Genomic DNA, 21,871 nt, shown 5'->3' on the forward strand with positions numbered 1-21,871 from the left:
TGCGGCACTGAGCATGCCGCCGGTTAAACCACGGTAATCGTTCCGTGATTCAGGGAAAGGACCTCATGCCAGGGTAAAGGCGCGGCAAGCACGATCGCTAGAAATCGAGCGAACCGGACAGGATTTGGTCAGGAAGGACTCCTGCGGCGGCGGTCCTTGCCGAGCCCGGTCTCGTCCAGCAGCCCGGCGCGCTTGGCGTCGTAGTAATAACCGCGCTGGTAGAGCTTGTCGGCGACGCTCAGATTGCCCTTCGCCACGAGCCAGGCCCCCCGGAGGTAGCGCACGGCGTATTTGAGGTTGGTCTCGGCGTCCAGCAGGCCCGAAGCCGCTCCCCGGTATCCCATGCCCTTGGCCGTGGCGTGGCTGATCTGCATGAGGCCGAGATAGGGGCCGTTGCGCGCGGCGGGATTGAAGGTGCTTTCCCGCTTGGCGACGCGGCGCACGAGTTCTTCCGGAATCTCGTAGTGTTCCGCGTATTTCGCCATCAGCGCGTCGAGTTCCGGGCTGCGCGCGCCGACATCGGACGGACCGTAGCGTCCGTCGGGCGCGTGGATCAGCATGGGATTCTGCGCCTCGGGCGTCTGGATCGCCAATCTGGCCGCGTTCGGCGTCGATCCGGCATAGGAGGCCGGTACGAAGACCGCGCTCTCGTCATTCCCGGACACAGCGCTGGCGACGACGACCGGCTGCTCATCCGAAGCCGCGGGGACATCCGCGACCTGCTGCGCAGGCGTCGCGGTTTCAGCGGCAGACGTCGCCGCGTCGGTCTGCGCCGGCGTTGCGGCGGCGACGGCATAGGTCGCGGTGGCTTCGGCGATCGCGCCGCCGGCCGGCTCGTCCGGCGCATAGGCCGCCGGCACGGTCAGCACGCTGTCGGGAAGACGCGGATAGGCGACTTCGGCGGTGGCGGTGGAATTGCCCTCGACGCGAGCGGTGGTCGTGCCGCCGGTGGATGTGCAGGCGGAAAGCGCCAGACCGGCCAGCAACGCGCCCGCAACGGCAAATGGTTTCGATACGGCCAATGCGCCCCTCATGGTCTGCGCGGGTCGCCCCCTGGAGGCTGCATAGCCAAGAAATGCCGCTTCGGCAACCCGGCGTTAATCTGTGTTGAAATCGGCTTAACGTCCGGCGCCACAAGGCACAAATCGTGTGGAACGCGGAGGCGGGGTTGTTACAATGAGCGGAAATACGATAGAAAGACGGATGTTCTCGTTTCGTTTTCGCAATCGGCGATCACGGGACCGGAGGTGATCGATGGCATTGTCCTGGTGCGTTTTCGATACGGCGATCGGCTGGATCGGTCTTGGCTGGACCGAACGCGGCATTGCGAGGCTGCTTCTGCCGCAACGCGACCGCGACGCGATGGAGCGCAAGCTTGCGGCGGTCGGCGGGACGCCGGCGATCCCGCCGGAATGGGTCGCCGGAGTGATCGAGCGCTTGCGGCGCTATGCAGCAGGCGAGGTGGTGACCTTCGACGACATCCCGGTCGATCTCGCCGGCGTCGACGACTTCAGGCTAGCCATCTACGACGCGGCGCGCGAACTCGGCTTCGGCGTCACCACGACCTATGGCGCGCTCGCTGCGACGGCCGGTCACCCCGGCCTTGCGCGCGAGACGGGAGCGGCCCTCGGGCAGAATCCGGTTCCGATCATCGTGCCGTGCCACCGCATTCTGGCGGCAGGCAACAAGATCGGCGGGTTTTCCGCGCCGGGAGGCTCGGCCACGAAGGAAAAGCTGCTCGCCATGGAAGGCGTGCGCGTCGGGCCGCCGCCTGCCGCGCAGGCGTCTTTCGGATTCTGACCGCCGGCGCCTGTCAGCGGCCCGGGATTATCAGGAAGGGATCGTCATAATCCAGCTGCCTGCATTCCCGCACCGGACAGGAAGGCGTGTCGGAGGCGGGAATATAGGCGCGATCCACCCCCTCGCCGAGCTGGCAGAACTGGTTGCCGCTTACATAGCGGCCATAGAGCTGCAGGCCGGGCGTACGGGTCGAGGTATAGCGCATGATGGCCGCGCCATCCCTGCGGATGACGCGCTGGATTTCGTCGCATGTCATGCGGGTCGAGGTATAGCGCTCGATCGCAAGCGCCTCCGACGAGAGAAGAGCAAGGCCGAGTGTGACAAGCCATATTTTCATGACGTCATCCTACCCCTCCGCCTCATGACGATCGCCCGCGAATTGGGCTACGCCGTGTTCATCCTACATGAACGGCGAATATCTTGCGAAGTTTCCCGGATACGATCCCGCCTGTCTGCAAATTGCCACGTTGCAGGTGACGAAACCCGGACGCCTGCTATTGTGCGCCTGAAAATCGCTGGGAGGAATTGAATGCCGGGCATACGCGTAGGGTTCATCGGCGTCGGTCTCATGGGTCATGGCATGGCCAGGAACATCCTGGAAAAGGGCTTTCCCCTGACCGTTCTCGGCCACCGGAATCGCCAGCCTGTCGAAGACCTCGTCAGGCGGGGAGCGGCGGAAGCCACGTCGGCGAAACGGCTGGCTGACATATGCGACGTGGTCGTCCTGTGCGTCACCGGCAGTCCGCAGGTGGAGGCTCTCATCAACGGGCCGGAGGGTCTGGCATCTGCCGGCAAGCCGATCACCATCATCGACTGCTCCACCTCCGACCCCTCGTCGACGGTGAAGCTTGCCGCCGAACTGGCTGGCAAGAACATCACCTTCCTCGATGCTCCGCTTTCCCGCACGCCGGCCGACGCCGAGGCGGGCACGCTCGACGTCATGTGCGGCGCCAGCGATGCGGATTTCGCCCGCGTGAAGCCCATCCTCGACACTTTCGCAGGGCGGATCGTTCACACCGGCCCCGTCGGAAGCGGCCACACCATGAAGCTGCTCAACAATTTCCTGGCGATGGGCTATGCCGCGCTCTACTCAGAAGCGCTCACGCTGGGCGCCAAGGCCGGACTGACGCCGAAAGTGTTCGACGCGGTGATCCGCGACGGGCGGATGGACAGCCCCTTCTACCGCACCTTCTTCCAGTGGGTTCTGAACCGCGATCCGAACGCCCACCGGTTCGCCATCCGCAATGCGGCGAAGGACATGACCTATCTCGCCGGCTTCGCGAACGCGTCCGGCACGGCGAACCCGATGGGTGCCGCTGTACGCAATTGCTTCGCCATGGCGGTCAGTGCTGGAAAAGGCGACGATTTCGTGCCGATGCTCTCGGATTTCGTTGCCTCCATCAACGACGTATCGCTGACGGGCGACGGAAGCTGAACCGGCGCGTCAGGCAGGCCGGCGCTGCGCGCCGGAGTGCGCGGACAGGAGTTCCGCGACGGGTCTGGGCTGATCCTCGATAGGGCAGCCGGCAAGCGCCGGCTCCCCGAGATAATCGCCGGACAGATATTCCGCGCCCGAGGCGATCGCCAGTTCGAGGTGTTCGCCAGTCGATATGCCGCGGATATGAACACGCGTGCCGTTCGCCCGATGCGTCTCCACCAGCGGGCGCAGCAGCCGCGCCGCCGCGCCCCGCGCCGCAATCTTGCCGAACCACGCGGCGCCTATTTCCGCAATGTCGGGCATGAAGCGGCGCTGCGAATGGGCCGTGTCCAGATCGTGATCGAAGGCATCGAGCATAATGCGCATGCCGGCTTCGCGCGACGCCTCGAGGCGCGCCAGATCGTCGGCGTCGGCAAGGAAAACGGCTTGCGAGATCCGGCAGACGACCTGGCCCGGAACAAGCGTTTCCTCGCCGACCGATCGCGCAAGCCGCGCCGCGTCAAGCAAGCTGTCCTGGAGACGCCTGTTGCCGGCGAGAGCATGGTCGAGGAAGAGATCGCGGCCCGCAATGTCCAGATTGCGATAATTGTCGACGCTGAGCCTCTGGCAGAGGCCGGCCAAGAAGTCCGGGTCCGGGAGAGCGCCTTCGGAAAGCTGAGACAGATCGAATTCCGTGTCCTCGCGCCACACCACGGTCGAGGCGTCGAAGCCGGTGATCTGCAGGTTTTCTCCCCTTGGAGAAAATACGGGCTGGTAAGCGCTTTTCAGCAGAATTCCATCGAGCGAGCCGCTCTCGATGCCGACCTCGTCAACGAGGATCGCATCGAGAAATGCCGGTTGTGTCATTGCTGGGCGGCCCGCTTTCCGAAACTTCGCACCGACTTCTGCGAATGCCGCACGACCTGCGGGATGGGTGGCGCGGGATGCGGACTGACCGAGCGCAGGAAATGGAAATTCGTCTTCGTCTCGCCCTGGCGCAGCACCGCGAGTTCCGGCCGTGCAAGGGCATAGCCCTGCAACATGGAAGCGCCGGCCTCGACGGCCATGTCGATCTGCCAAGCCTCCTCGATACCCTCGAAGACCGTACGGATTCCACGATCCTCAAAGGCGCGCACCATGGTCTGGAGCAGCAGGAACCCCGGATCGGAATCCATGAGCCGGTTCATCCAGTGCGCATCGAACTTGACGATATCGGGCTTCAGCGCCGCAACCCGGGCGATATCGGAATCGGCGGCGCCATAGTCGTCGACGGCGATCCTGAAACCGTTCCCCCGCAGGGCCTCGACAAAGGCCGACAGCACCTCCTCCGACGCCGACTGCTGCTCGGTGACCTCGCAGACGACACGGCCCGCATCGATGCCCGCTTCGTGCAGGACGAGGCGCATGTCGCGCAGGGCGATGTCGGCGATTCCCGGCTCGGTGAAGACGGAAGGGTTGAAATTCACGAAGATGGAGGCCGTGTCCTCAAGGGAGACGGCGGCATTGAGCAGGTGCAGGGTTCGCGTCAGCGTCTCCACATGCAGGCGGTCGAGTGCCGGAATGCTGGTGAAGAACGCCATGGGCGGGATCGGCTCCTCTCCGCGGAAGGCGCGGAGCAGGCCTTCATAGGCGACGATCTCCAGACGTTCATCCTGAACCCCGTAGATCGGCTGGAAGGCGCTGCGCAACGTATGGCCGGCCCAGATGCCCTCCGAAAGGCCGTCTTCGAGGCGGACCAGATGGGCAAGGGCGACACTGCGCGTCATGCAAGACCTTCAGGGCTATCGACGGAGACCCCGGGCACTATGCCGCGCAAGCATTTACTTTGTGTTAAGGCGTTTGCGCAAACCGCCGCTGTCACCGTCGCAATGCAGCGCTTGCGCTTCTCCGAACGATCGGACAATAAGGCGCGCCGCAGACGTGACGGCGCTTATGGAGCACGATGTTCATGGCCTTTCTTGCCGACGTTCTTTCCCGCGTAAAGCCTTCCGCGACGATCGCGGTGACCCAGAAGGCGCGCGAACTGAAAGCGAAAGGCCGGGACGTCATCGGCCTCGGCGCCGGCGAGCCTGATTTCGACACGCCCGACAACATCAAGAATGCCGCGATCGAGGCGATCCGGCGCGGCGAGACCAAATATCCGCCGGTTTCCGGCATCGTACCGCTGCGCGAGGCGATCGCGAAGAAGTTCAAGCGCGAGAACAATCTCGACTACAAGCCCGAGCAGACCATCGTCGGCACCGGCGGCAAGCAGATCCTGTTCAACGCCTTCATGGCTACGCTGAACCCCGGCGACGAGGTCGTCATCCCCCGCCCCTTCTGGGTGAGCTATCCGGAAATGGTTGCGATCTGCGGCGGCACGCCGGTCTATGCCGACACGTCGATCGACAACGGCTTCAAGCTGACCGCCGCGGCGCTGGAAAAGGCGATCACGCCGAAAACCAAGTGGCTGGTGATGAACTCGCCCTCGAACCCGTCGGGCGCCGCCTATACGGAGGCCGAACTGCGCGAGATCGCCGACGTGCTCCTGAAGCACCCGCAGGTCTGGACGCTGACCGACGACATGTACGAGCACCTGACCTATGGCGATTTCGTCTTCAGGACGATCGCCGAGGTGGAGCCGGCGCTTTACGAGCGCACGCTGACCATGAACGGCGTATCGAAGGCCTATGCCATGACCGGCTGGCGCATCGGCTACGCGGCCGGCCCGGTCGCGCTGATCAAGGCGATGGACATGATCCAGGGCCAGCAGACGTCGGGCGCCTGCACCATCGCGCAATGGGCTTCGGTCGAGGCGCTGAACGGCCCGCAGGACTTCATCACGAAGAACAAGGCGATCTTCCAGGGACGCCGCGACCTCGTCGTCTCGATGCTCAACCAGGCGAAGGGCATCTCCTGCCCGGTGCCGGAAGGGGCGTTCTACGTCTATCCGTCCTGCGCCGGCCTGATCGGCAGGAAGGCGGCGTCCGGCAAGGTGATCGAGACCGACGAGGATTTCGTCAGCGAGCTTCTGGAAGCCGAGGGCGTCGCAGTGGTGCACGGCTCGGCCTTCGGCCTGGGGCCGAATTTCCGCATTTCCTACGCGACGTCGGAGGCGCTTCTGGAAGAGGCTTGCATCCGCATCCAGCGTTTCACCGCCTCGCTGAACTGAAGCGGGACCGCTCGAACGGCCGGCCGCGCGACATCGCCGGTGCGGCACAGGGTCGTTTGCCGGCAATTCCGCTTGCCCTCCACCTTGACCCGTGTTTCCATGCCCGTCGGGTAGTGGCCGACAAGCTGCGCCCGCGACGGCCGGAACAAGGGCCGGTCATGCCTGCTGGCCCGGAAAGGCCGCCGCTCTCGAGGAAACAGAGTGGAGGTCAGCATGGGAAATCGCGCCGGAGGAAGGCGTACGGGACCGAAATGCATTGCCATTGTCGGTCCCTTCGCCAGCGGAAAAACCACATTGCTTGAGGCGATTCTGGCGCGTGCCGGCGCCATATCCCGCCAGAGTGCAGTCGGTTCCGGCACGACGGTCGGCGACCATTCCGCCGAGGCGCGTGCCCACGCAATGAGCGTCGAGGCCGCGGCGGCGACCATCGATTTCATGGGCGACAGCCTCACCTTCATAGATTGTCCGGGATCGATCGAATTCGCCACGGAGGCGGACCCGGTTCTGGCCGCGGCGGACGTCGCGGTGGTGGTCGCGGAAGCGGACCCCAAAAAGGTCGCCGCGCTGCAACTCATCATGCGGAAGCTCGACGCCGCCGGCATCCCGCGCATCCTGTTCCTCAACAAGATCGACAAGACCAGCGCCGGCGTGCGCGACACGCTGAAGATGCTGCAGCCGACGAGCGCGGCGCCCTTGCTTCTGCGTCAGATTCCGCTGCGCAATGGCGAGGCCGTCATCGGCTCCATCGATCTGGCGCTGGAGCGCGCCTATGTCTGGCGCGACTTCGCCGAGAGCGAAGTGACCGAAATACCGGACGACGAGAAGGCCCGCGAGGTCGAGGCGCGCTTTTCCATGCTGGAGACGCTTGCCGACCACGACGACCTGCTCATGGAGCAGCTGCTGGAGGAGAAGGAGCCGCCTCGCGACGAAGTGTTCGACGACCTCGCGGCTGATCTTCGCGACGGCTCCGTGGTTCCGGTGCTGATCGGCACGGCGGAAAAGGGCAACGGCGTGCTGCGTCTCCTGAAGGCGATCCGCCACGATGCGCCGGATGTCGAGGCGACGCGCAGGCGGCTCGGGCTGGACGGCAGCGGAACTGTCGTGCAGGTCATGAAGACCGTTCACACGCCGCATGGCGGCAAGCTCTCCATCTCGCGCATCCTGTCCGGCAGCGCCGCCGACGGCGCGGAGCTCAATATCGCCGGCGGCGGTTCAGTGAAGATTTCCGGCATCTACCGGATGCTCGGCAAGGATCAGCACAAGCTGACATCCGCCAGGGCCGGCGACACGGTGGCGCTCGGCAAGCTCGATGACGCCGCCACTGGCGCGACCTTGACCTCCGAGCGGAATGCGAAGCCGCTGTTCCAGCTCGCGGCCCCGCAGCCGGTCTTCTCCATCGCGCTGCGGCCGAAGGAGCGCAAGGACGATGTGAAACTCTCGTCCGCCATCCAGCGCATCGCGGACGAAGACCCGTCGCTCGCCGTCCATCACGACCAGGACACCGGCGAGACGGTGATCTCCGGTCATGGCGAGATGCATCTGCGCGTCACCATGGAAAGGCTGGAGGGAAAATACCAGATTCCGGTCACCTCGCGCGCCCCGAGCGTGCCCTATCGCGAGACGATCCGCAAAGCCACCCAGCAGCGCGGCCGCCACAAGAAGCAGTCAGGCGGCCACGGACAGTTCGGGGATGTGGTGATCGAAATCAAACCCCTGCCGCGTGGCAGCGGCTTCCAGTTCACCGACACGATCACCGGCGGTGTCGTCCCGAAACAGTATATTCCGTCGGTTGAAGCAGGCGTGCGCGACTATCTGAAGATCGGTCCGCTCGGCTTTCCGGTAGTCGACATAGCGGTCAACCTGTCGGACGGCTCCTACCACACGGTCGATTCCTCCGACATGGCGTTCCAGATGGCCGCCAAGATCGGCATGAAGGAAGGCATGGCCGCATGCTCTCCCGTCCTGCTGGAGCCGATCATGAAGGTGGACATCTTCACGCCCTCCGAAGCGACGGCGAAGGTGACGGCCATCGTGCCGCAAAGGCGCGGACAGATCCTCGGTTTCGACGCCCGGCCCGGCTGGGACGGCTGGGACGTCGTGGAGGCCACCATGCCGCAGTCGGAGATCGGCAACCTGATCGTGGAGTTGCGCTCGGCGACAGCCGGTGTCGCGACATTCGAATCGCGCTTCGATCACATGGCGGAACTGACGGGCCGCCTCGCCGACGATGTCATGAACGCGCAGAAGGCGGCCTGAACCCTCACGAGGGATTGATCGCCGCCGCAAGGGAAACTTGCGGCGGTACATGACGTTCTTGCTATCAGATAAGGAGCCGGGCGCGAAAAATCATTTTCGAAGCCTTTTCATGCGGCGCTGCCGGCAAAGAGACAGAACATGTTCGCCATCCATCGCCGCCCGTCCTGGGCAATCCCGGAATCGCACGCGATCCCCGAAGCGGTCTTCCGTGACAGAAGGCGCATCTTGAAGGCCTTCGGGCTTGGCGCCGCCAGCCTGTCCGGGCTCCTGTCCTCCTTCGCGATCGCCCAGGACGCAGATCCGACCGCCGATCTCTATCCCGCCAAAAAGAACGAGACCTACACGATCGAACGACCTCTCACGCCCGAGAACATCAGCTCGAACTACAATAATTTCTACGAATACGGGACGTACAAGCAGATCGCGGCCGACGCGCAGCAGCTCAGGACGCGCCCATGGGAGATCGCCATCGACGGGCTGGTCGAGGCTCCCATGACCATCGGCTTCGACGAGCTCGTCCGCAAAATCCCGCTCGAAAGCCGCCTCTATCGTCACCGCTGTGTCGAGGCCTGGTCCATGACGGTGCCCTGGACGGGCTTTCCGCTGAAATCGCTGGTGGCGCTCGCCAAGCCGCTCGGATCGGCGAAATACATCCGCTTCGAGACCTTCATGGACCCCTCGATGGCGCCCGGCCAGAACGATTTCCTCTACCCGTGGCCCTATGTCGAGGGCGTCACCATCCAGGAAGCGGCGAACGATCTCGCCTTCCTCGTGACGGGCGCCTACGACAAGCCCATGGCGAAGCAGTTCGGGGCGCCGATCAGGCTGCACCTGCCATGGAAGTACGGCTTCAAGTCGATCAAGTCGATCCGCAAGATTTCCTTCGTCGAGGAACGCCCGGTAGGGCTCTGGGAAGCGCTGCAGTCCAGCGAGTACGGTTTTTGGGCGAACGTTAATCCTGAAGTGTCCCATCCGCGCTGGAGTCAGGCGCAGGAACGGGTGATCGATACGGGAGAACTGATTCCGACCCGGCTCTTCAACGGCTACGGCGCGGAGGTCGCGGATCTCTACGCGGGGATGGAGGGCGAGAACCTCTATATGTAGCCGCGCGATGCGTCGTGCACGCAATTCAGGCAATTACCGGAACTGCCTGAAAACCGTCCATCATCAGGCGAAAAAAAAGCCGGATCAAAAGATCCGGCTAGGTATGGAAGTGCCTATAAAGGCGAAACCTCCAGAGGGGAACACTCGTGGGCGCCAATGGGAGGAGGAACGCGCCCAGGAGATGATTGCTATATGGGCTGCTCTTGCCCAACAAACAAGCAAATACTTTGCAAGGCTCCCATGCAAAAAGTACGACTCTTGCTGCAATGCACCATTTTTCACCAAGCGGTTGATTAATATGCCCAATTCCGCGCCTTCGCGAGAACGAAGTCGCGGAACACATGCAGCTTGGCCTGATTCTTCATCGCATCGGGATAGGCGAAGTAGGTATCGAAGGACGGAACTTCGGTCTCGGGCAGCAGTTGCACTAGGCCTGATTCCTTCTCGACAATGTAGTCCGGCAGCATCGCGATGCCGGCTCCTCGCTGCACGGCGCGCTTGATCGACAGGATGTCGTTGATCTGGAGCGTGGCGATGCGCTTGCCGCCCTCGAAGTCGCCGACCGACTCCAGCCAGTTCAATTCCGACAGATGCGGCGGAACCGGCTCCCCGAAGGTGACGATCCGGTGATTCTTCAGGTTCCCCATCGTTTCCGGCTTGCCGTGCTTGGCGATGTAGGAAGGGGCGGCATAGAGGTGGAAGTGCACGGTGAACAGACGTCGTTGGATCAGGTCCGGCTGCTGCGGCTGGCGCAGGCGTATGGCGCAATCGGCCTGCCGCATTACGAGGTCAAGCTCCTCATTGGCCAGGATCAGCTGCAGCTGGATGTCCGGGTAGAGCTCCAGAAACTCCGGCACGCGCTCGGTGAGCCATCCCGCGCCGAGTCCGACGGTCGTGGTCACGCGCAACAGGCCCGAGGGGCGGTCCTTAGCCTCGGTCAGCAATGACTTCACGTTTTCGAGCTTCATCAGCACGTCATGCGCCGTGCGGAACAGGATCTCACCCTGCTCCGTCAGCACGAGGCCGCGCGCGTGGCGATGAAACAGCGACACGCCGACATCGGCCTCCAGCGCGCTGACCTGACGCGAGATCGCGGACTGCGAAAGACGCAGTTTCTCCGCGGCGTGCGTGAACGAGCCAGCCTCGGCCGCGGCGTGAAACACGCGTAGCTTGTCCCAGTCCAGAGCCATATTTCCCCTCGTTTATTGGATCGCGCTTTCCTTTCGCGACCTGATGCAGCGTCCGCCTATTCCGCCGCTTCCCGGTGCATCTCCATTTCCGCAAGATATTTTTCCGCCTCGAGAGCGGCCATGCATCCCAGCCCGGCTGCGGTCACGGCCTGCCGATAGACGTCGTCCGTCACGTCGCCGGCCGCGAACACGCCGGGCACGTCCGTCCGTGTCGAGTCTGGCGCCGTCCAGAGATAGCCGTTCGGCTTCTGCTTGAGCTTGCCGACGAAGAGATCGACCGAGGGCGCATGTCCGATCGCGACGAACACGCCGTCGGTCCTGAAGTCCGTCACGACGCCCGTCTTGATGTTGCGCAGTTTCAACCCGTTGACGGAGGGCGGCATCGGATGCCTGGCATGTTCGCCGACGATCTCCTCGACGACGGTGTCCCACAGCACCGACACGTTCTCCTTCCTGGCGAGACGTTCCCTCAGGATGCGCTCGGCGCGGAATTCGCCCCGGCGATGGATGACCGTCACGCTCCTTGCGAGGTTCGACAGATAGAGCGCTTCCTCGACGGCGCTGTTGCCGCCGCCCACGACCACCACATCCTTGCCGCGATAGAAGAAACCGTCGCAGGTGGCGCAGGCCGAGACGCCGAAACCCATGAAGGTCTTCTCGCTCGGAATGCCCAGCCACTTCGCCTGCGCGCCGGTCGCGACGATCAGGGCGTCCGCGGTGTATTCGTCGCCGGAATCGCATTTCACCCGGAACGGCCGGACGTCGAGATTCACATCGACGACCAGATCGTTGACGATCTCGGTGCCGACATGCTCGGCCTGCTTCAGCATCTGCTCCATCAGCCACGGCCCCTGGACCGGTTCGGCGAAGCCGGGATAGTTCTCGACGTCGGTGGTGATCATCAACTGGCCGCCCTGCTGCATGCCGGCGATCAGCACCGGCTTGAGCATGGCGCGGGCCGCATAGATCGCCGCGGTGTAACCCGCAGGTCCGGAACCGATGATCAGTACGGGGGCATGCTTGGCGGACATGATGGAACTTCCGAAGGGAGGAACGCTGCGAAGGGCGCGCGTTCGGATTTCGCCTACAATCTATGTGTTGCTCCACCCCCTCGCAAGGCAGGGAATTCCTTCCTCCCCAACCATCGGTTCGATCGCGCATCCGGCCTGCCCGCACGGTTGAGGTCCGATCGCGCTTGCACTACAGAGGGTCCGAAACGCACTCCGTTTCCAGGCCCCCGATGCCCCTTACCGCCGATCTCGATGAAATCGACTGGAAGATCCTGCGTGAGTTGCAGCGCGAAGGACGGATTTCCAACGTCGAGTTGTCCCGGCGGGTGGGCATATCGGCGCCGCCCTGCCTGCGGCGGATGAAATGGCTGGAAGAAACCGGAATCATCCGCGGTTATCGTGCTCTTCTCAACGCCCCGGCGCTCGGGCTCGACGTGGTCGCATTCTGCCTCGTTGGCCTGCACCACCAGTCGGAGGCCGAATTGAAAGCCTTCGCCGACCAGACACGCAACTGGAAGATCGTCCGTCAGGCCTGGATGGTCTCCGGCGAATCCGACTTCATGCTCCACTGCGTCGCAAACGATCTCGCGACGTTCCAGACCTTCGTCATCGAGGAACTCACCTCGACGCCCAATGTGGATACGGTGCGCACCGCGTTGACGATACGACCCGTCAAGGACGAGGGGCTGGTGCCGATCTGACGGAGACCCGCCGATCGGCCGTCGCCGGCCTTGCCTCTGCCCCATTTATGCTGCAACGCGCTACCGCTCGCGGCAAGAATACGCCGGAATAGTGTTCCAATTCCCACGGTAAGCTCACCGGAAGCACCGCAGGTTTCAATGCTGGTTCGGACATCAACGACTGAGATCTCGGCGTTCGTCATCTGCAAGGATGAGAGCGTGACGATTCGGCGTTGCCTGGAAAGCCTGAGTTTCTGCCGTGAGATCGTCGTCGTCGATTCCGGTTCGACCGACGGCACCGTCGCGATCATCACGTCGATGATCGAGAAGGGCTTTCCGATCCGGCTGATCGAGCGTCCGTGGCCGGGTTACGCCAAACAGAAGCAGTTCGCCCTCGAGGCGACCGGGGGCCGCTGGTGCCTCTCTCTCGACGCCGACGAATATATCGACGACGAACTCAGGGCCGAAATTCTCGCGCTGCCCCTTGATCGCACGGACAAGGTGGGTTTCTGGATGCGCCGGCGCGACCATCTTCCGGGCTATGGCTATCCGCCGGCCATCGTGCATGCGCGCTATCTCCTGAGGCTGGTCCGCAAGGACAAGGCCGGCTTCGACACGACGCAACTGGTGCACGAATCCCTGTCGGTCGAAGGTCCTACCGATCGGTTGAAGCGCGGCGTCATGATGCACTACCGGAATATGTCCGTTGCCGCCGAATCGGCGCTGCTCAACAAATATTCGACGCTCAAGGCCCGCGACCAGCACATGCGCGGCAAGAAGACCGGGCCGTTCCGGCTGATCTTCCTGTGCATCGGCGAATTCGTGAAGACCTATGTCGGCCAGCGCTATTTCATGTGCGGCAAGGCGGGGATCGTGCATGCCCTGCTGCGCGCGGAATATGTGCTGCTGACCGAATCCAAGCTCTACCGGCTTTCGCTCGGATCGGACGCGCCGCCGGAGTGACGGACGGACAAAGGGCGGCGTTCTACCCCGCCGACCAGACCTTTTCGTAGACGGCAAGAACGCCGGCCGCCTCGCGCGTCAGCGGGAATTTTCGCGCGACCAGATCGATGCCGGCCTGCCCGTGGCGAGCGGCGCGTTCCGCGTCGCGCAGATAGGGCTCGATGGCCGCCGTCAACGCCGTGCCGTCGCCGGCCGGCACCACGGCGCCCGTCACTCCGGGCTGGACGAGCTCGGCGAAGGCGCCTGCATCGCTTGCCACCACCGCCGTGCCCGACGCCATCGCTTCGAGCGGGGTGAGGCCGAAGCCCTCGTTCCGTGACGGGGCGACATAGACGGTCACGCGGCGGTACCAGACAGCAACATCAGGTACTTCGCCGAGGAAGCGGATTCTCCGTGTGAGCCCCGCCACGGCGATGCGGGCCTGCAGGTCGCGTGCGAAAGCCTGGTTCTCGACGGTCACGCGGCCGGTGATGACAGCGGTCCATTCCGGATAGAGCGGCAGAAGCGCGATCATCGCGTCGACGAAGAGATCCGTGCCCTTCTGATGTCGGACCCGGCCGAAGCATCCGATCGCATAGCGTCCCGGCAGATCCGCCGCCTCGAAACGGTCCTCCGGCGCCCTTGCCGGATGGAATTTTTCCGTGTCGACGCCATGCATGACGACGGTGTGCGGGACTTCCAGGAAACGGCCCGATCGCGCGCTGGTGGCGATGACGGCGTCCATCCTGCGGATCAGCCATCTGGTGAACGGTTTGTGGTGCCGCTGGGCAGCGGAGGTGAAGACCAGCCTGAGCGGAGCGCGCAGCACCTTCCCCAGCACAATGCCCGCGATCATCTCGACATTGCGCCGCGCGTGCCAGATGCGTCGCCTGCCCGACCGCGGCCGGACGAAAAGCGCCGGCAATTGCCACCATCGCATATGGGGAAGCGTCGTCGGCAAGCCGGGGCCGAGCGTCGCAATGCCGATGGAGCGCGCCTGCACGGGGACAAGCTGCACGATGGAGCTGGTGACACCGGAGAGGCGCCGCTTCAGATTGGGCGCCACCACGTCGATGTCTGCCATGTCGACACGGCTGTCCGCCGTCAGGACTCCGACAGGACGGACGCCGGTGCGCAATGGCAGGCCCTCGCCGGCCGAACTCACACGAACTGGACTTTGACGATCTCGTAGCCGCGCGCCCCGCCGGGCGCGTTGACCTCGATGGTGTCGCCGACTTCCTTGCCGATCAGCGCGCGCGCGATCGGCGAGGAGATCGAGATGCGGCCCGCCTTCACGTCCGCCTCCTGATCGCCGACGATCTGGTAGGTCTTGTTTTCCTCGGTGTCCTCGTCGACAAGCTGGACGGTGGCGCCGAACTTCACCTTCTCGCCGGTCAGCTTGCTGACGTCGATGACCTCGGCGCGCGCGATCAGGTCTTCGAGTTCGTTGACCCGGCCCTCATTGAGGCTCTGCTGCTCCTTGGCCGCATGATACTCGGCGTTTTCGGAAAGGTCGCCATGGGAACGCGCCTCCGCGATCGCCTCGATGATACGCGGACGCTCTTCCTGCTGACGCCAGCGGAGCTCCTCCTTGAGCGTATCGAATCCCCGAGCGGTCATCGGGACCTTGTTCATGACGTGTTGCCTTTCCGAATTCCGGGGCCGCCGACGATCCGCCGACCCTCAAGATACAAAAAGAAAACGGCCCGGCAGCCTCTACTGACGGAACCGCTTCGTCTGTTCGCGCTCGACTATATAGCGATTTGCCGACAATTTTCACGTTGAAAAATGCGAAATGGCTCCGGAAACCGTCAAACGCGACGAAAAGCCTCCCGACCTTGTGAAGGGCCGGCGGCCTCGCATCCCTTGTACGCGGACTGTCGGGACCTAACTCCGGTCGTATGAAACGATCTTCCCTGACCCTTCCCGCCCTCGGCTTCCTCGCCGCCCTGACGGCAGCTGCCGATGCCCAGACGAAATTCACGGTCGGCGACTTCGCTGTCGATGCCGACATCATGGCGAACGGTCTGAATCACCCATGGGGGATGGACTTTCTGCCCGGCGGCGATGTCATCGTGACCGAGCGTTCCGGCACGCTGAGACTTCTGACGAGCGAACGGCTGTCCGAGCCGATCGACGGCGTGCCGAAGGTGTGGGCACGCGGACAGGGCGGGCTGCTCGACGTGGCGGCGGCGCCGGATTTCGAACGCTCCGGCCTGATATTCCTGTCCTTCTCCCAGCCCGGAAACGGCGGCGCCGGCACGGCGGTCGCGCGGGCAAGACTGGTGAAGGAGGGGTCGAAAGCCCGACTGGAAGACGTGAAGGTCATCTTCGCGATGGAGAAGAAGACGTCGCGCGGCCAGCATTTCGGCTCACGCCTCGTCATGCGCCCCGACGGCACCCTGTTCGTCACCACCGGAGACCGCGGCGACGGCAAGCGCGCGCAGGACATGAACGACAGCGCAGGAGCCGTTCTGCGCATCAACACGGACGGCAGCGCGCCCGGCGACAATCCCTATGCGAATGGCGGCGCCCTTCCGCAGCTTTGGTCCAAGGGCCATCGCAACGTTCAGGGCGCGGCGTTCGATCCGGTGACGGATTCGCTGATAACGGTCGAGCACGGCGCCAAGGGCGGCGACGAGATCAACAGGCCTGAGGCCGGTAGCAACTATGGCTGGCCGGTCATTTCCTACGGCGTGAACTACAACGGCCGCAAGATTGGCAAGGGCACGGAGGCGGAAGGCATGGAGCAGCCGCTGTTTTACTGGGACCCGTCGATCGCGCCTTCAGGGCTCGCCGTCTACGAAGGCGACATGTTCCCGGAATGGAAAGGCGATCTGCTGGTCGGCTCGCTGAAATTCGCCCTCCTGTCGCGTCTCGACCGCGACGAGAGCGGCAAGATCCTCGGCGAGGAACGCATGCTGGAAAACGCCTTCGGCCGCATCCGCGACGTCAACGTCGCGCCCGACGGATCGATCTGGCTTCTCACGGACGAACAAAACGGCGCCATCGTCCGCCTGTCGCGCGGCGACTGAGCCCGACGTCAGATTCCGGTCAGGCGCGGAAGATCAGCGCCGCCCCGCCCGCTATGAGCGCGAACCCCATGGCGTGGTTCCAGGTGAAGCTCTCCTTCAGCCAAAACACCGAGAACACCGCGAAGACGGTGAGCGTGATCACCTCCTGCATCGTCTTCAGTTCGGCGGCGGAGTATATCGCGCTGCCGATGCGATTGGCGGGAACGGCCAGCCAGTACTCGAAGAAGGCGATGCCCCAACTGACCAGCACCGCGGCATAAAGCGGCGACGCCTTGTATTTGAGATGCCCGTACCAGGCGAACGTCATGAAGACGTTCGAGGCGACGAGCATCAGAATGGGCACCACTTTGGGTGAAAGCAGCATCGACATGGAGGGGTCCTGAAGGGAGGCGGAACAGGCTTGCGATGGCCTTGCCGGATGCGGCTGTCAATCCGTGCGACATGGTGCACCGCTGATTTTAACAATCGATACATGACGGCAATGCCAATTCGGCTATCATGCGGCTGGAAAAGGAGCGCCTGCCGTGTCGCAATACGCCGAGAAAGAATGGAACCTCACCATCGGTCCTGACACCGTCAGGCTTTTCATTCTCAAGGCGAAGGCCATCAGCGCCGACCTGAAAGCCGACTATGACGACGGCAGCGAGCACGAGATCGAGTTCGACGAGCGCTCGCGCGACAGTCACCATCACGACGGTCTGGCGGAGGAAGAGGAACAGGACCTCACCGAGGAGGAACTGCGCGAGCTGATCAACGACCTCAATGTGGACGAGGCCGCCGAACTGGTGGCCTTGGTCTGGATCGGACGCGGGGACTACGATGCCCGCGAATGGGCGGAAGCCGTCGCGGAGGCCAGGCAGCGGGGCAACCGCAAGACCGCAAAATACCTCATGGGCATGCCCATGCTCGCGGATTATCTGGAAGAAGGCCTCGAAGCCATCGGGGCGTGACGCCACCGCCGGACCCGCCCCGAGCTTGCCTGAAGCGCCTCATGCGCCAGTTCTCCTTGTATGGAGAAACTCCTTCCCCCGGTTCTGCTGGCAGTCGCTCTCCTCTCCGTTTCGGGAGATGCCGCTGAGGCGCGCCAGCGCCGGCCCCCGTTGCCGGCCGATGTGGCGGCGCCCACGCCAAGGCCCGACACGGAAACGACTACCCACGATCGTGTCGGACGCGACAGGCAGGAGATGCCGGATGACGCGGCTGAAATTCCGGTCCCGCAAGCACGGCCCGACGAAGATCGGGACGCGCCGCGCGCTCCCGCGGGGAACGCTGCGCGCATTCGCGAAAGCGTCGGCCGCCACAACGCCAGGCGGACGGAGGCCGGCGGACCGGACGCAGCCTGCCTGCGGAGGCTCAGGGATCTCGGCGTCGAATTCGAGGTCGAGCGTCCGATCGCGGAGGGAGACGGCTGCTCCGTGCCGGACCCGGTTTCCGTGTCCACGCTGGGTTCCGGCATCGCGCTCGAACCGGCTGGGCTGATGAACTGCGCGATGGCGGAGGCGGCAGCGCGTTTCTCACAGACGGTCGTCGCTCCCGCCGCCCGCTCGGCCTACGGAGCCGGGCTGAAGGCGATCTCGAATGCCTCGACCTATGTCTGCCGGCCGCGCAACGGCACGACGAAGCTGTCCGAACATGCGTTCGGCAACGCGCTGGACATCGCCCGCTTCGTCCTGGCGGACGAAACCGCCATCGACGTAACGGCGACCGACGATGCGAAGGCGCGGGACTTTCTGGACAGGATCAGGAAAGCCGCATGCGGTCCCTTCACGACCGTGCTCGGCCCCGGCAGCGACGCCGATCACGCCACGCATTTCCATTTCGATCTGGCAAAACGCCGGAACGGCTCCACTTTCTGCCAATGAGTGCCATGCCGTCGCGTGACCGCCCTTGCGCACAAGCCATTCTGGAAATGAACCGGGCCTATTTCCAATGCTCCCGCTGATCGTGTAGTTGAGCGACATTATGGTCTACATCGAAATCGCCATCGTGGTCGTCCTCATTTTCGTGAACGGCCTGCTGGCAATGTCCGAACTGGCCGTCGTTTCGTCGCGTCCGGCGCGGCTGAAGGCAATGGCGGATCGCAATGTCAGCGGCGCCGCCAAGGCGCTCGCGCTGTCGGCCAACCCCGGACGCTTCCTTTCGACCGTGCAGATCGGCATCACGCTGGTCGGCGTGCTTTCCGGCGCCTTTTCGGGCGCCACGCTGGGGGACAGGCTCACCGCCGTGCTGATCGCGCAGGGCCTCTCGGCGGGCGTCGCGAGCACGCTGGGCGTCGGCATCGTCGTCGCCGTCATCACCTACGGCTCGCTGATCGTCGGCGAACTCGTTCCGAAGCAGCTTGCCCTGCGCAATCCGGAAGGCATCGCCTGCATGGTTGCGCCGGGCATGCGCGTCCTCGCGAGGGTCGGAGCGCCGCTGGTGTTCCTGCTCGACGTATCGGGCCGCGCGGTGCTGTGGCTGCTCGGCCAGAGCGGCGAGAGCGAGGAAAAAGTCACGGACGAGGAGATCAAGATGCTCGTGGCCGAGGCCGAGCATCACGGCACGATCGAATCCGACGAGCGCCGCATGATCGCCGGCGTCATGCGGCTCGGCGACCGCGCGGTGCGGGCGGTCATGACGCCGCGCACCGAGGTCGACTGGATCAATCTGGATGCGGACGAGGCCGCCATCCGCAGGACCCTCACCGAGACGCAGCATTCGCGCCTGCCGGCGGGCGAGGGTTCCGTGGACGCGATGGTAGGCGTCGTCGCGTCGCGCGACGTGCTGGCGGCGCTGCTGGCCGGCAAGCCGCTGGATGTGCGCAAGCACCTGCGCGCCGCGCCGATCGTCCACGATCAGGCCGACGCGCTCGATGTGCTGGCGACGCTGCGGGAATCCGACACGCCGATGGCGCTGGTCCATGACGAGTACGGCCATTTCGAGGGCATCGTCACGCCCGCCGACATACTGGAAGCCATCACCGGCGTGTTCCGCGCGGATCTGGACGAAGGCGACGAGACAGTCGTCCAGCGCGAGGACGGCTCATGGCTTCTGGCTGGATATATGCCGGCCGACGAGATGGCGGACCAGCTCAACATCGACCTGCCCGAGAACCGCGACTACGAGACGCTTGCCGGCTTCATCCTCTCGCATCTGCACCACCTGCCGGCGACCGGCGAGACGATCGACGCTCAGGGCTGGCGCTTCGAAGTGGTCGATCTCGACGGCCGGCGCATCGACAAGGTCCTCGCCTCGCGTCTTCCCTCCTGAAGGGAACGCGGGATACCGGAAAGGGGCGGCCGCAGGCCGCCCTTTTCGTAGCGGAAATCAGGCCGCCTTGGCCTCGACGGCGTCGGCCTCACGCGCCGTCTTCAGGACCTTCGCCCACCACGTCAGTTCGGTCAGCAGGTTGTTCGCGGCCGCATTGAGGTGATCTAGCTCGGCGAGCGTCTTGTCGCCCTGCATTACCTGCATCATGTCGGCCCAGACGATGTGGACGCCATTGCGCGTCGGCGCCATCTGCAGTTCGACGGCATGGAGGCGCAGCTGCTCGATGGCCCGGGCGCCGCCGACGCCGCCGTAGCCCACGAAGGCGGCCGGCTTGCGATTCCATTCCGTATAGGCGTAGTCGAGCGCGTTCTTGAGCGATGCGGTCGGCCCACGGCTGTATTCGGCGGCGATGAAGATGAAGCCGTCGAGGCTCGCGATCTTCTTCTGCCAGCGCTGCGCCGCCTCGCTGGCCGACGGGGCATAAAGCGGCGACGTCACCTCGTTGAAGAACGGCATCGGATAGTCTTTGACGTCGACGATCTCGAACTCCAGCTCATTGTATTTCCCGGCGATCTCGGAGATCCATTTCGTCGGATGATCGGCAAAACGGTTCGGGCGCACGGAACCAACCACGATCCCGATTTTTGGCTTGGACATGGAAAACCTCTCTTGGCAAATCTGGTATCCAACGGATACTTGGCCTACATAGGAGAGTGGAAACGAGCCGCGCAAGGAGGCACTTTTTTGAAACCAAGGCACCCCGACCATCCCGAATGCCGCGCCATAAGCGATGTGCTGCAGCGTGTCGGCGACAAGTGGACCGTGCTGGTTGTGAGCCAGTTGGGTGAGAAGAAGATGCGCTTCAACGAGCTGCGCCGCACCATCGGCAACATCTCGCAGAAGATGCTGACGACGACGCTTCGCGACCTGGAGCAGGACGGCTTTGTGATCCGGACCGTTTATCCGACGGTCCCGCCGAAGGTGGAGTATGAACTGACCCCGCTCGGACGCGATCTGCTCGAGCCGGTGCACGGTCTCGTCGTCTGGGCCCGGCAGAACCGGGAGCGCATGGAGGCGGCGCGGCGGCGCTACGAAACGCGGCTCGCGGCGGAATAGCTTGCACGAAAGCGTGATTGGGGATTTTATGACGGCTCAGTCCGTCAAGGTCCGAGTCGCATGTCCGATCCTAGGAATAGCGACACATACCGCACCATTTGCGCGCGGCTGAGGACGCTCACGCCTCCCATCGACCTCGAACAGCTGATCGACTTCAAGCACGTCGCGCCGGACAACAAGCTGACATTTCGTGCCGAACCCACCGTTCTGGGAGGCATCTTCTTCCATCCGAAAAGCTTCGAAAAGGTGTGGCACGCCTTCCGCATGGCGAACACCGCCGCAGGCGAGCGCGCTTTCGACTATTACTCCCTGAAGCGGTCGAAGCTGGAGCATTTCTTCAAGAGCGTGTTCTCGCTCAACATGCTGGACATTTCCTATCTCGCGACCCGGGGCTACGGCTTCCGCGAGATCTGGAACCCCTTCGAGCTCGACGACCGGCCGCTCTTCCCGGTGCGCGAGCGCGGCAGCAATTTCTCGCATGGATGGGACAAGTCCTTCGCAAACCGTTTCGGCAGCGCCGGCTCGATCGAGAAGCGGCGCGACATCACCGCCGTCCACGCGGCTCTGATGGACGATATCTGCAACGTCCATATAGACGAGGTCGGCTTCGTCATGCGCGGCATCAGTGGCGAGGGCGGCATGACGCCGGATTTCGGCCAGCACCTCGTCGATGAGCTGCTCTGGAAGACGTTCCTGTCGCCCGTGCTCCGCGACCTCGGAGAGTATGTCACCATCGACCTGCCGAGCTCGCGCAACGACTATGCGCCCAGCATCGGCCTTACCGTCGACCTGCCGAAGCTCGGCACCAGCATCTCCGGCGCCTTCACCTTCAACTGCAAGTGCCTGCCGGGCGGGCGGACGCATCTCGACACGCCGCCGGGCGGCTGGTCGGTCGGCCTGAGCCTCAAGAAGACCTTCTGA

Annotated in this window: 23 protein-coding genes; 13 read left to right on the top strand and 10 right to left on the bottom strand. The window is 64.0% G+C overall.

Translation table 11 applies throughout. From position 1 onward, the window contains the following. Positions 1 to 128 precede the first annotated feature (128 nt). Positions 129 to 1,022, bottom strand: a complete 894-nt coding sequence (locus tag M9955_00095; protein ID MCO5080034.1) for a lytic transglycosylase domain-containing protein — start codon at positions 1,020 to 1,022, stop codon at positions 129 to 131. A gap of 232 nt (positions 1,023 to 1,254) precedes the next feature. Between M9955_00095 and M9955_00100 the strand changes: the two genes are divergently transcribed. Further along, a complete protein-coding gene (locus M9955_00100; protein ID MCO5080035.1) occupies positions 1,255 to 1,800 on the top strand; it encodes a methylated-DNA--[protein]-cysteine S-methyltransferase in 546 nt (181 codons plus the stop codon). A gap of 13 nt (positions 1,801 to 1,813) precedes the next feature. On the opposite strand, the gene M9955_00105 is transcribed toward M9955_00100, so the two are convergent. Further along, positions 1,814 to 2,137 carry a hypothetical protein gene (locus tag M9955_00105; GenBank protein ID MCO5080036.1) on the bottom strand — a complete coding sequence of 108 codons (324 nt, stop codon included), beginning with the start codon at positions 2,135 to 2,137 and terminating at the stop codon, positions 1,814 to 1,816. 192 nt (positions 2,138 to 2,329) lie between these two features. Here M9955_00105 and M9955_00110 point away from each other — a divergent pair, with 192 nt between their 5' ends. Beyond that, positions 2,330 to 3,235: an NAD(P)-dependent oxidoreductase gene (locus M9955_00110; protein MCO5080037.1), complete on the top strand. Its 906-nt coding sequence runs from the start codon at positions 2,330 to 2,332 to the stop codon at positions 3,233 to 3,235. Between the two features lie 9 nt (positions 3,236 to 3,244). Here the strand turns inward: M9955_00110 and M9955_00115 are convergent, their stop codons facing one another. Together M9955_00115 and M9955_00120 are read right to left on the bottom strand one after the other, a co-directional pair. Continuing rightward, on the bottom strand, positions 3,245 to 4,084 hold the full coding sequence (locus tag M9955_00115) for an EAL domain-containing protein (protein MCO5080038.1): 840 nt from the start codon (positions 4,082 to 4,084) through the stop codon (positions 3,245 to 3,247). Then, positions 4,081 to 4,983, bottom strand: coding sequence for an EAL domain-containing protein (locus M9955_00120; protein MCO5080039.1), 903 nt, complete (start codon positions 4,981 to 4,983; stop codon positions 4,081 to 4,083). The genes M9955_00115 and M9955_00120 overlap by 4 nt, the downstream gene beginning before the upstream one ends. A gap of 182 nt (positions 4,984 to 5,165) precedes the next feature. On the opposite strand from M9955_00120, the gene M9955_00125 reads away from it, so the two are divergent. The 3 genes from M9955_00125 to msrP all read left to right on the top strand — a co-directional run bounded on the left by M9955_00125 (position 5,166) and on the right by msrP (position 9,728). Further along, positions 5,166 to 6,368 carry a pyridoxal phosphate-dependent aminotransferase gene (locus M9955_00125; protein ID MCO5080040.1) on the top strand — a complete coding sequence of 401 codons (1,203 nt, stop codon included), beginning with the start codon at positions 5,166 to 5,168 and terminating at the stop codon, positions 6,366 to 6,368. A gap of 213 nt (positions 6,369 to 6,581) precedes the next feature. Next, entirely contained in the window at positions 6,582 to 8,624 is a 2,043-nt protein-coding gene (locus tag M9955_00130; GenBank protein MCO5080041.1) for an elongation factor G, read from the top strand. 138 nt (positions 8,625 to 8,762) lie between these two features. Then, on the top strand, positions 8,763 to 9,728 hold the full coding sequence (gene msrP / locus M9955_00135; GenBank protein ID MCO5080042.1) for a protein-methionine-sulfoxide reductase catalytic subunit MsrP: 966 nt from the start codon (positions 8,763 to 8,765) through the stop codon (positions 9,726 to 9,728). Between the two features lie 293 nt (positions 9,729 to 10,021). Here the strand turns inward: msrP and M9955_00140 are convergent, their stop codons facing one another. Both M9955_00140 and trxB read right to left on the bottom strand, forming a co-directional pair. After that, complete coding sequence (locus M9955_00140; GenBank protein MCO5080043.1) at positions 10,022 to 10,918, bottom strand: LysR family transcriptional regulator; 897 nt, start codon at positions 10,916 to 10,918, stop codon at positions 10,022 to 10,024. Positions 10,919 to 10,974: 56 nt separating this feature from the next. Beyond that, complete coding sequence (trxB, locus tag M9955_00145) at positions 10,975 to 11,949, bottom strand: thioredoxin-disulfide reductase (GenBank protein MCO5080044.1); 975 nt, start codon at positions 11,947 to 11,949, stop codon at positions 10,975 to 10,977. Between the two features lie 209 nt (positions 11,950 to 12,158). Between trxB and M9955_00150 the strand changes: the two genes are divergently transcribed. Both M9955_00150 and M9955_00155 read left to right on the top strand, forming a co-directional pair. After that, positions 12,159 to 12,629, top strand: coding sequence for an Lrp/AsnC family transcriptional regulator (locus M9955_00150; protein ID MCO5080045.1), 471 nt, complete (start codon positions 12,159 to 12,161; stop codon positions 12,627 to 12,629). A gap of 198 nt (positions 12,630 to 12,827) precedes the next feature. Beyond that, a complete protein-coding gene (locus tag M9955_00155; protein MCO5080046.1) occupies positions 12,828 to 13,571 on the top strand; it encodes a glycosyltransferase family 2 protein in 744 nt (247 codons plus the stop codon). Between the two features lie 22 nt (positions 13,572 to 13,593). Here the strand turns inward: M9955_00155 and M9955_00160 are convergent, their stop codons facing one another. Both M9955_00160 and greA read right to left on the bottom strand, forming a co-directional pair. Then, positions 13,594 to 14,658 (bottom strand): glycosyltransferase family 4 protein, encoded by a 1,065-nt coding sequence (locus M9955_00160; protein MCO5080047.1) that lies wholly within the window; start codon positions 14,656 to 14,658, stop codon positions 13,594 to 13,596. Positions 14,659 to 14,711: 53 nt separating this feature from the next. Further along, positions 14,712 to 15,185, bottom strand: coding sequence for a transcription elongation factor GreA (gene greA, locus M9955_00165; GenBank protein MCO5080048.1), 474 nt, complete (start codon positions 15,183 to 15,185; stop codon positions 14,712 to 14,714). Positions 15,186 to 15,451: 266 nt separating this feature from the next. Here greA and M9955_00170 point away from each other — a divergent pair, with 266 nt between their 5' ends. After that, positions 15,452 to 16,585, top strand: a complete 1,134-nt coding sequence (locus M9955_00170; protein MCO5080049.1) for a PQQ-dependent sugar dehydrogenase — start codon at positions 15,452 to 15,454, stop codon at positions 16,583 to 16,585. 19 nt (positions 16,586 to 16,604) lie between these two features. On the opposite strand, the gene M9955_00175 is transcribed toward M9955_00170, so the two are convergent. Then, positions 16,605 to 16,955 (bottom strand): DMT family protein, encoded by a 351-nt coding sequence (locus tag M9955_00175; GenBank protein ID MCO5080050.1) that lies wholly within the window; start codon positions 16,953 to 16,955, stop codon positions 16,605 to 16,607. Between the two features lie 154 nt (positions 16,956 to 17,109). On the opposite strand from M9955_00175, the gene M9955_00180 reads away from it, so the two are divergent. From M9955_00180 to M9955_00190, 3 genes are all read left to right on the top strand, one after another. Then, positions 17,110 to 17,535, top strand: coding sequence for a DUF3775 domain-containing protein (locus tag M9955_00180; GenBank protein ID MCO5080051.1), 426 nt, complete (start codon positions 17,110 to 17,112; stop codon positions 17,533 to 17,535). Between the two features lie 60 nt (positions 17,536 to 17,595). Next, positions 17,596 to 18,447 (top strand): extensin family protein, encoded by an 852-nt coding sequence (locus tag M9955_00185; protein MCO5080052.1) that lies wholly within the window; start codon positions 17,596 to 17,598, stop codon positions 18,445 to 18,447. A gap of 100 nt (positions 18,448 to 18,547) precedes the next feature. Beyond that, positions 18,548 to 19,834, top strand: coding sequence for a hemolysin family protein (locus M9955_00190; GenBank protein ID MCO5080053.1), 1,287 nt, complete (start codon positions 18,548 to 18,550; stop codon positions 19,832 to 19,834). 57 nt (positions 19,835 to 19,891) lie between these two features. Here the strand turns inward: M9955_00190 and M9955_00195 are convergent, their stop codons facing one another. Beyond that, positions 19,892 to 20,491 (bottom strand): NAD(P)H-dependent oxidoreductase, encoded by a 600-nt coding sequence (locus M9955_00195; protein ID MCO5080054.1) that lies wholly within the window; start codon positions 20,489 to 20,491, stop codon positions 19,892 to 19,894. Between the two features lie 87 nt (positions 20,492 to 20,578). On the opposite strand from M9955_00195, the gene M9955_00200 reads away from it, so the two are divergent. Both M9955_00200 and M9955_00205 read left to right on the top strand, forming a co-directional pair. Then, positions 20,579 to 20,950: a helix-turn-helix transcriptional regulator gene (locus M9955_00200; protein ID MCO5080055.1), complete on the top strand. Its 372-nt coding sequence runs from the start codon at positions 20,579 to 20,581 to the stop codon at positions 20,948 to 20,950. Between the two features lie 60 nt (positions 20,951 to 21,010). Further along, positions 21,011 to 21,871, top strand: a complete 861-nt coding sequence (locus tag M9955_00205; protein ID MCO5080056.1) for a hypothetical protein — start codon at positions 21,011 to 21,013, stop codon at positions 21,869 to 21,871.

This window comes from Rhizobiaceae bacterium (genome assembly GCA_023953845.1).
Classification (GTDB): domain Bacteria; phylum Pseudomonadota; class Alphaproteobacteria; order Rhizobiales; family Rhizobiaceae; genus Arvimicrobium.

What these genes read in the sequence shown, in the direction of transcription:
- M9955_00100 (MCO5080035.1), top strand. Translation starts at nt 1,255, where the DNA reads ATGGCATTGTCCTGGTGCGTTTTCGATACGGCGATCGGCTGGATCGGT.
- M9955_00105 (MCO5080036.1), bottom strand. Translation starts at nt 2,137, where the DNA reads ATGAAAATATGGCTTGTCACACTCGGCCTTGCTCTTCTCTCGTCGGAG.
- M9955_00110 (MCO5080037.1), top strand. Translation starts at nt 2,330, where the DNA reads ATGCCGGGCATACGCGTAGGGTTCATCGGCGTCGGTCTCATGGGTCAT.
- M9955_00115 (MCO5080038.1), bottom strand. Translation starts at nt 4,084, where the DNA reads ATGACACAACCGGCATTTCTCGATGCGATCCTCGTTGACGAGGTCGGC.
- M9955_00120 (MCO5080039.1), bottom strand. Translation starts at nt 4,983, where the DNA reads ATGACGCGCAGTGTCGCCCTTGCCCATCTGGTCCGCCTCGAAGACGGC.
- M9955_00125 (MCO5080040.1), top strand. Translation starts at nt 5,166, where the DNA reads ATGGCCTTTCTTGCCGACGTTCTTTCCCGCGTAAAGCCTTCCGCGACG.
- M9955_00130 (MCO5080041.1), top strand. Translation starts at nt 6,582, where the DNA reads ATGGGAAATCGCGCCGGAGGAAGGCGTACGGGACCGAAATGCATTGCC.
- msrP (MCO5080042.1), top strand. Translation starts at nt 8,763, where the DNA reads ATGTTCGCCATCCATCGCCGCCCGTCCTGGGCAATCCCGGAATCGCAC.
- M9955_00140 (MCO5080043.1), bottom strand. Translation starts at nt 10,918, where the DNA reads ATGGCTCTGGACTGGGACAAGCTACGCGTGTTTCACGCCGCGGCCGAG.
- trxB (MCO5080044.1), bottom strand. Translation starts at nt 11,949, where the DNA reads ATGTCCGCCAAGCATGCCCCCGTACTGATCATCGGTTCCGGACCTGCG.
- M9955_00150 (MCO5080045.1), top strand. Translation starts at nt 12,159, where the DNA reads ATGCCCCTTACCGCCGATCTCGATGAAATCGACTGGAAGATCCTGCGT.
- greA (MCO5080048.1), bottom strand. Translation starts at nt 15,185, where the DNA reads ATGAACAAGGTCCCGATGACCGCTCGGGGATTCGATACGCTCAAGGAG.
- M9955_00170 (MCO5080049.1), top strand. Translation starts at nt 15,452, where the DNA reads ATGAAACGATCTTCCCTGACCCTTCCCGCCCTCGGCTTCCTCGCCGCC.
- M9955_00175 (MCO5080050.1), bottom strand. Translation starts at nt 16,955, where the DNA reads ATGTCGATGCTGCTTTCACCCAAAGTGGTGCCCATTCTGATGCTCGTC.
- M9955_00185 (MCO5080052.1), top strand. Translation starts at nt 17,596, where the DNA reads ATGGAGAAACTCCTTCCCCCGGTTCTGCTGGCAGTCGCTCTCCTCTCC.
- M9955_00190 (MCO5080053.1), top strand. Translation starts at nt 18,548, where the DNA reads ATGGTCTACATCGAAATCGCCATCGTGGTCGTCCTCATTTTCGTGAAC.
- M9955_00195 (MCO5080054.1), bottom strand. Translation starts at nt 20,491, where the DNA reads ATGTCCAAGCCAAAAATCGGGATCGTGGTTGGTTCCGTGCGCCCGAAC.
- M9955_00205 (MCO5080056.1), top strand. Translation starts at nt 21,011, where the DNA reads ATGTCCGATCCTAGGAATAGCGACACATACCGCACCATTTGCGCGCGG.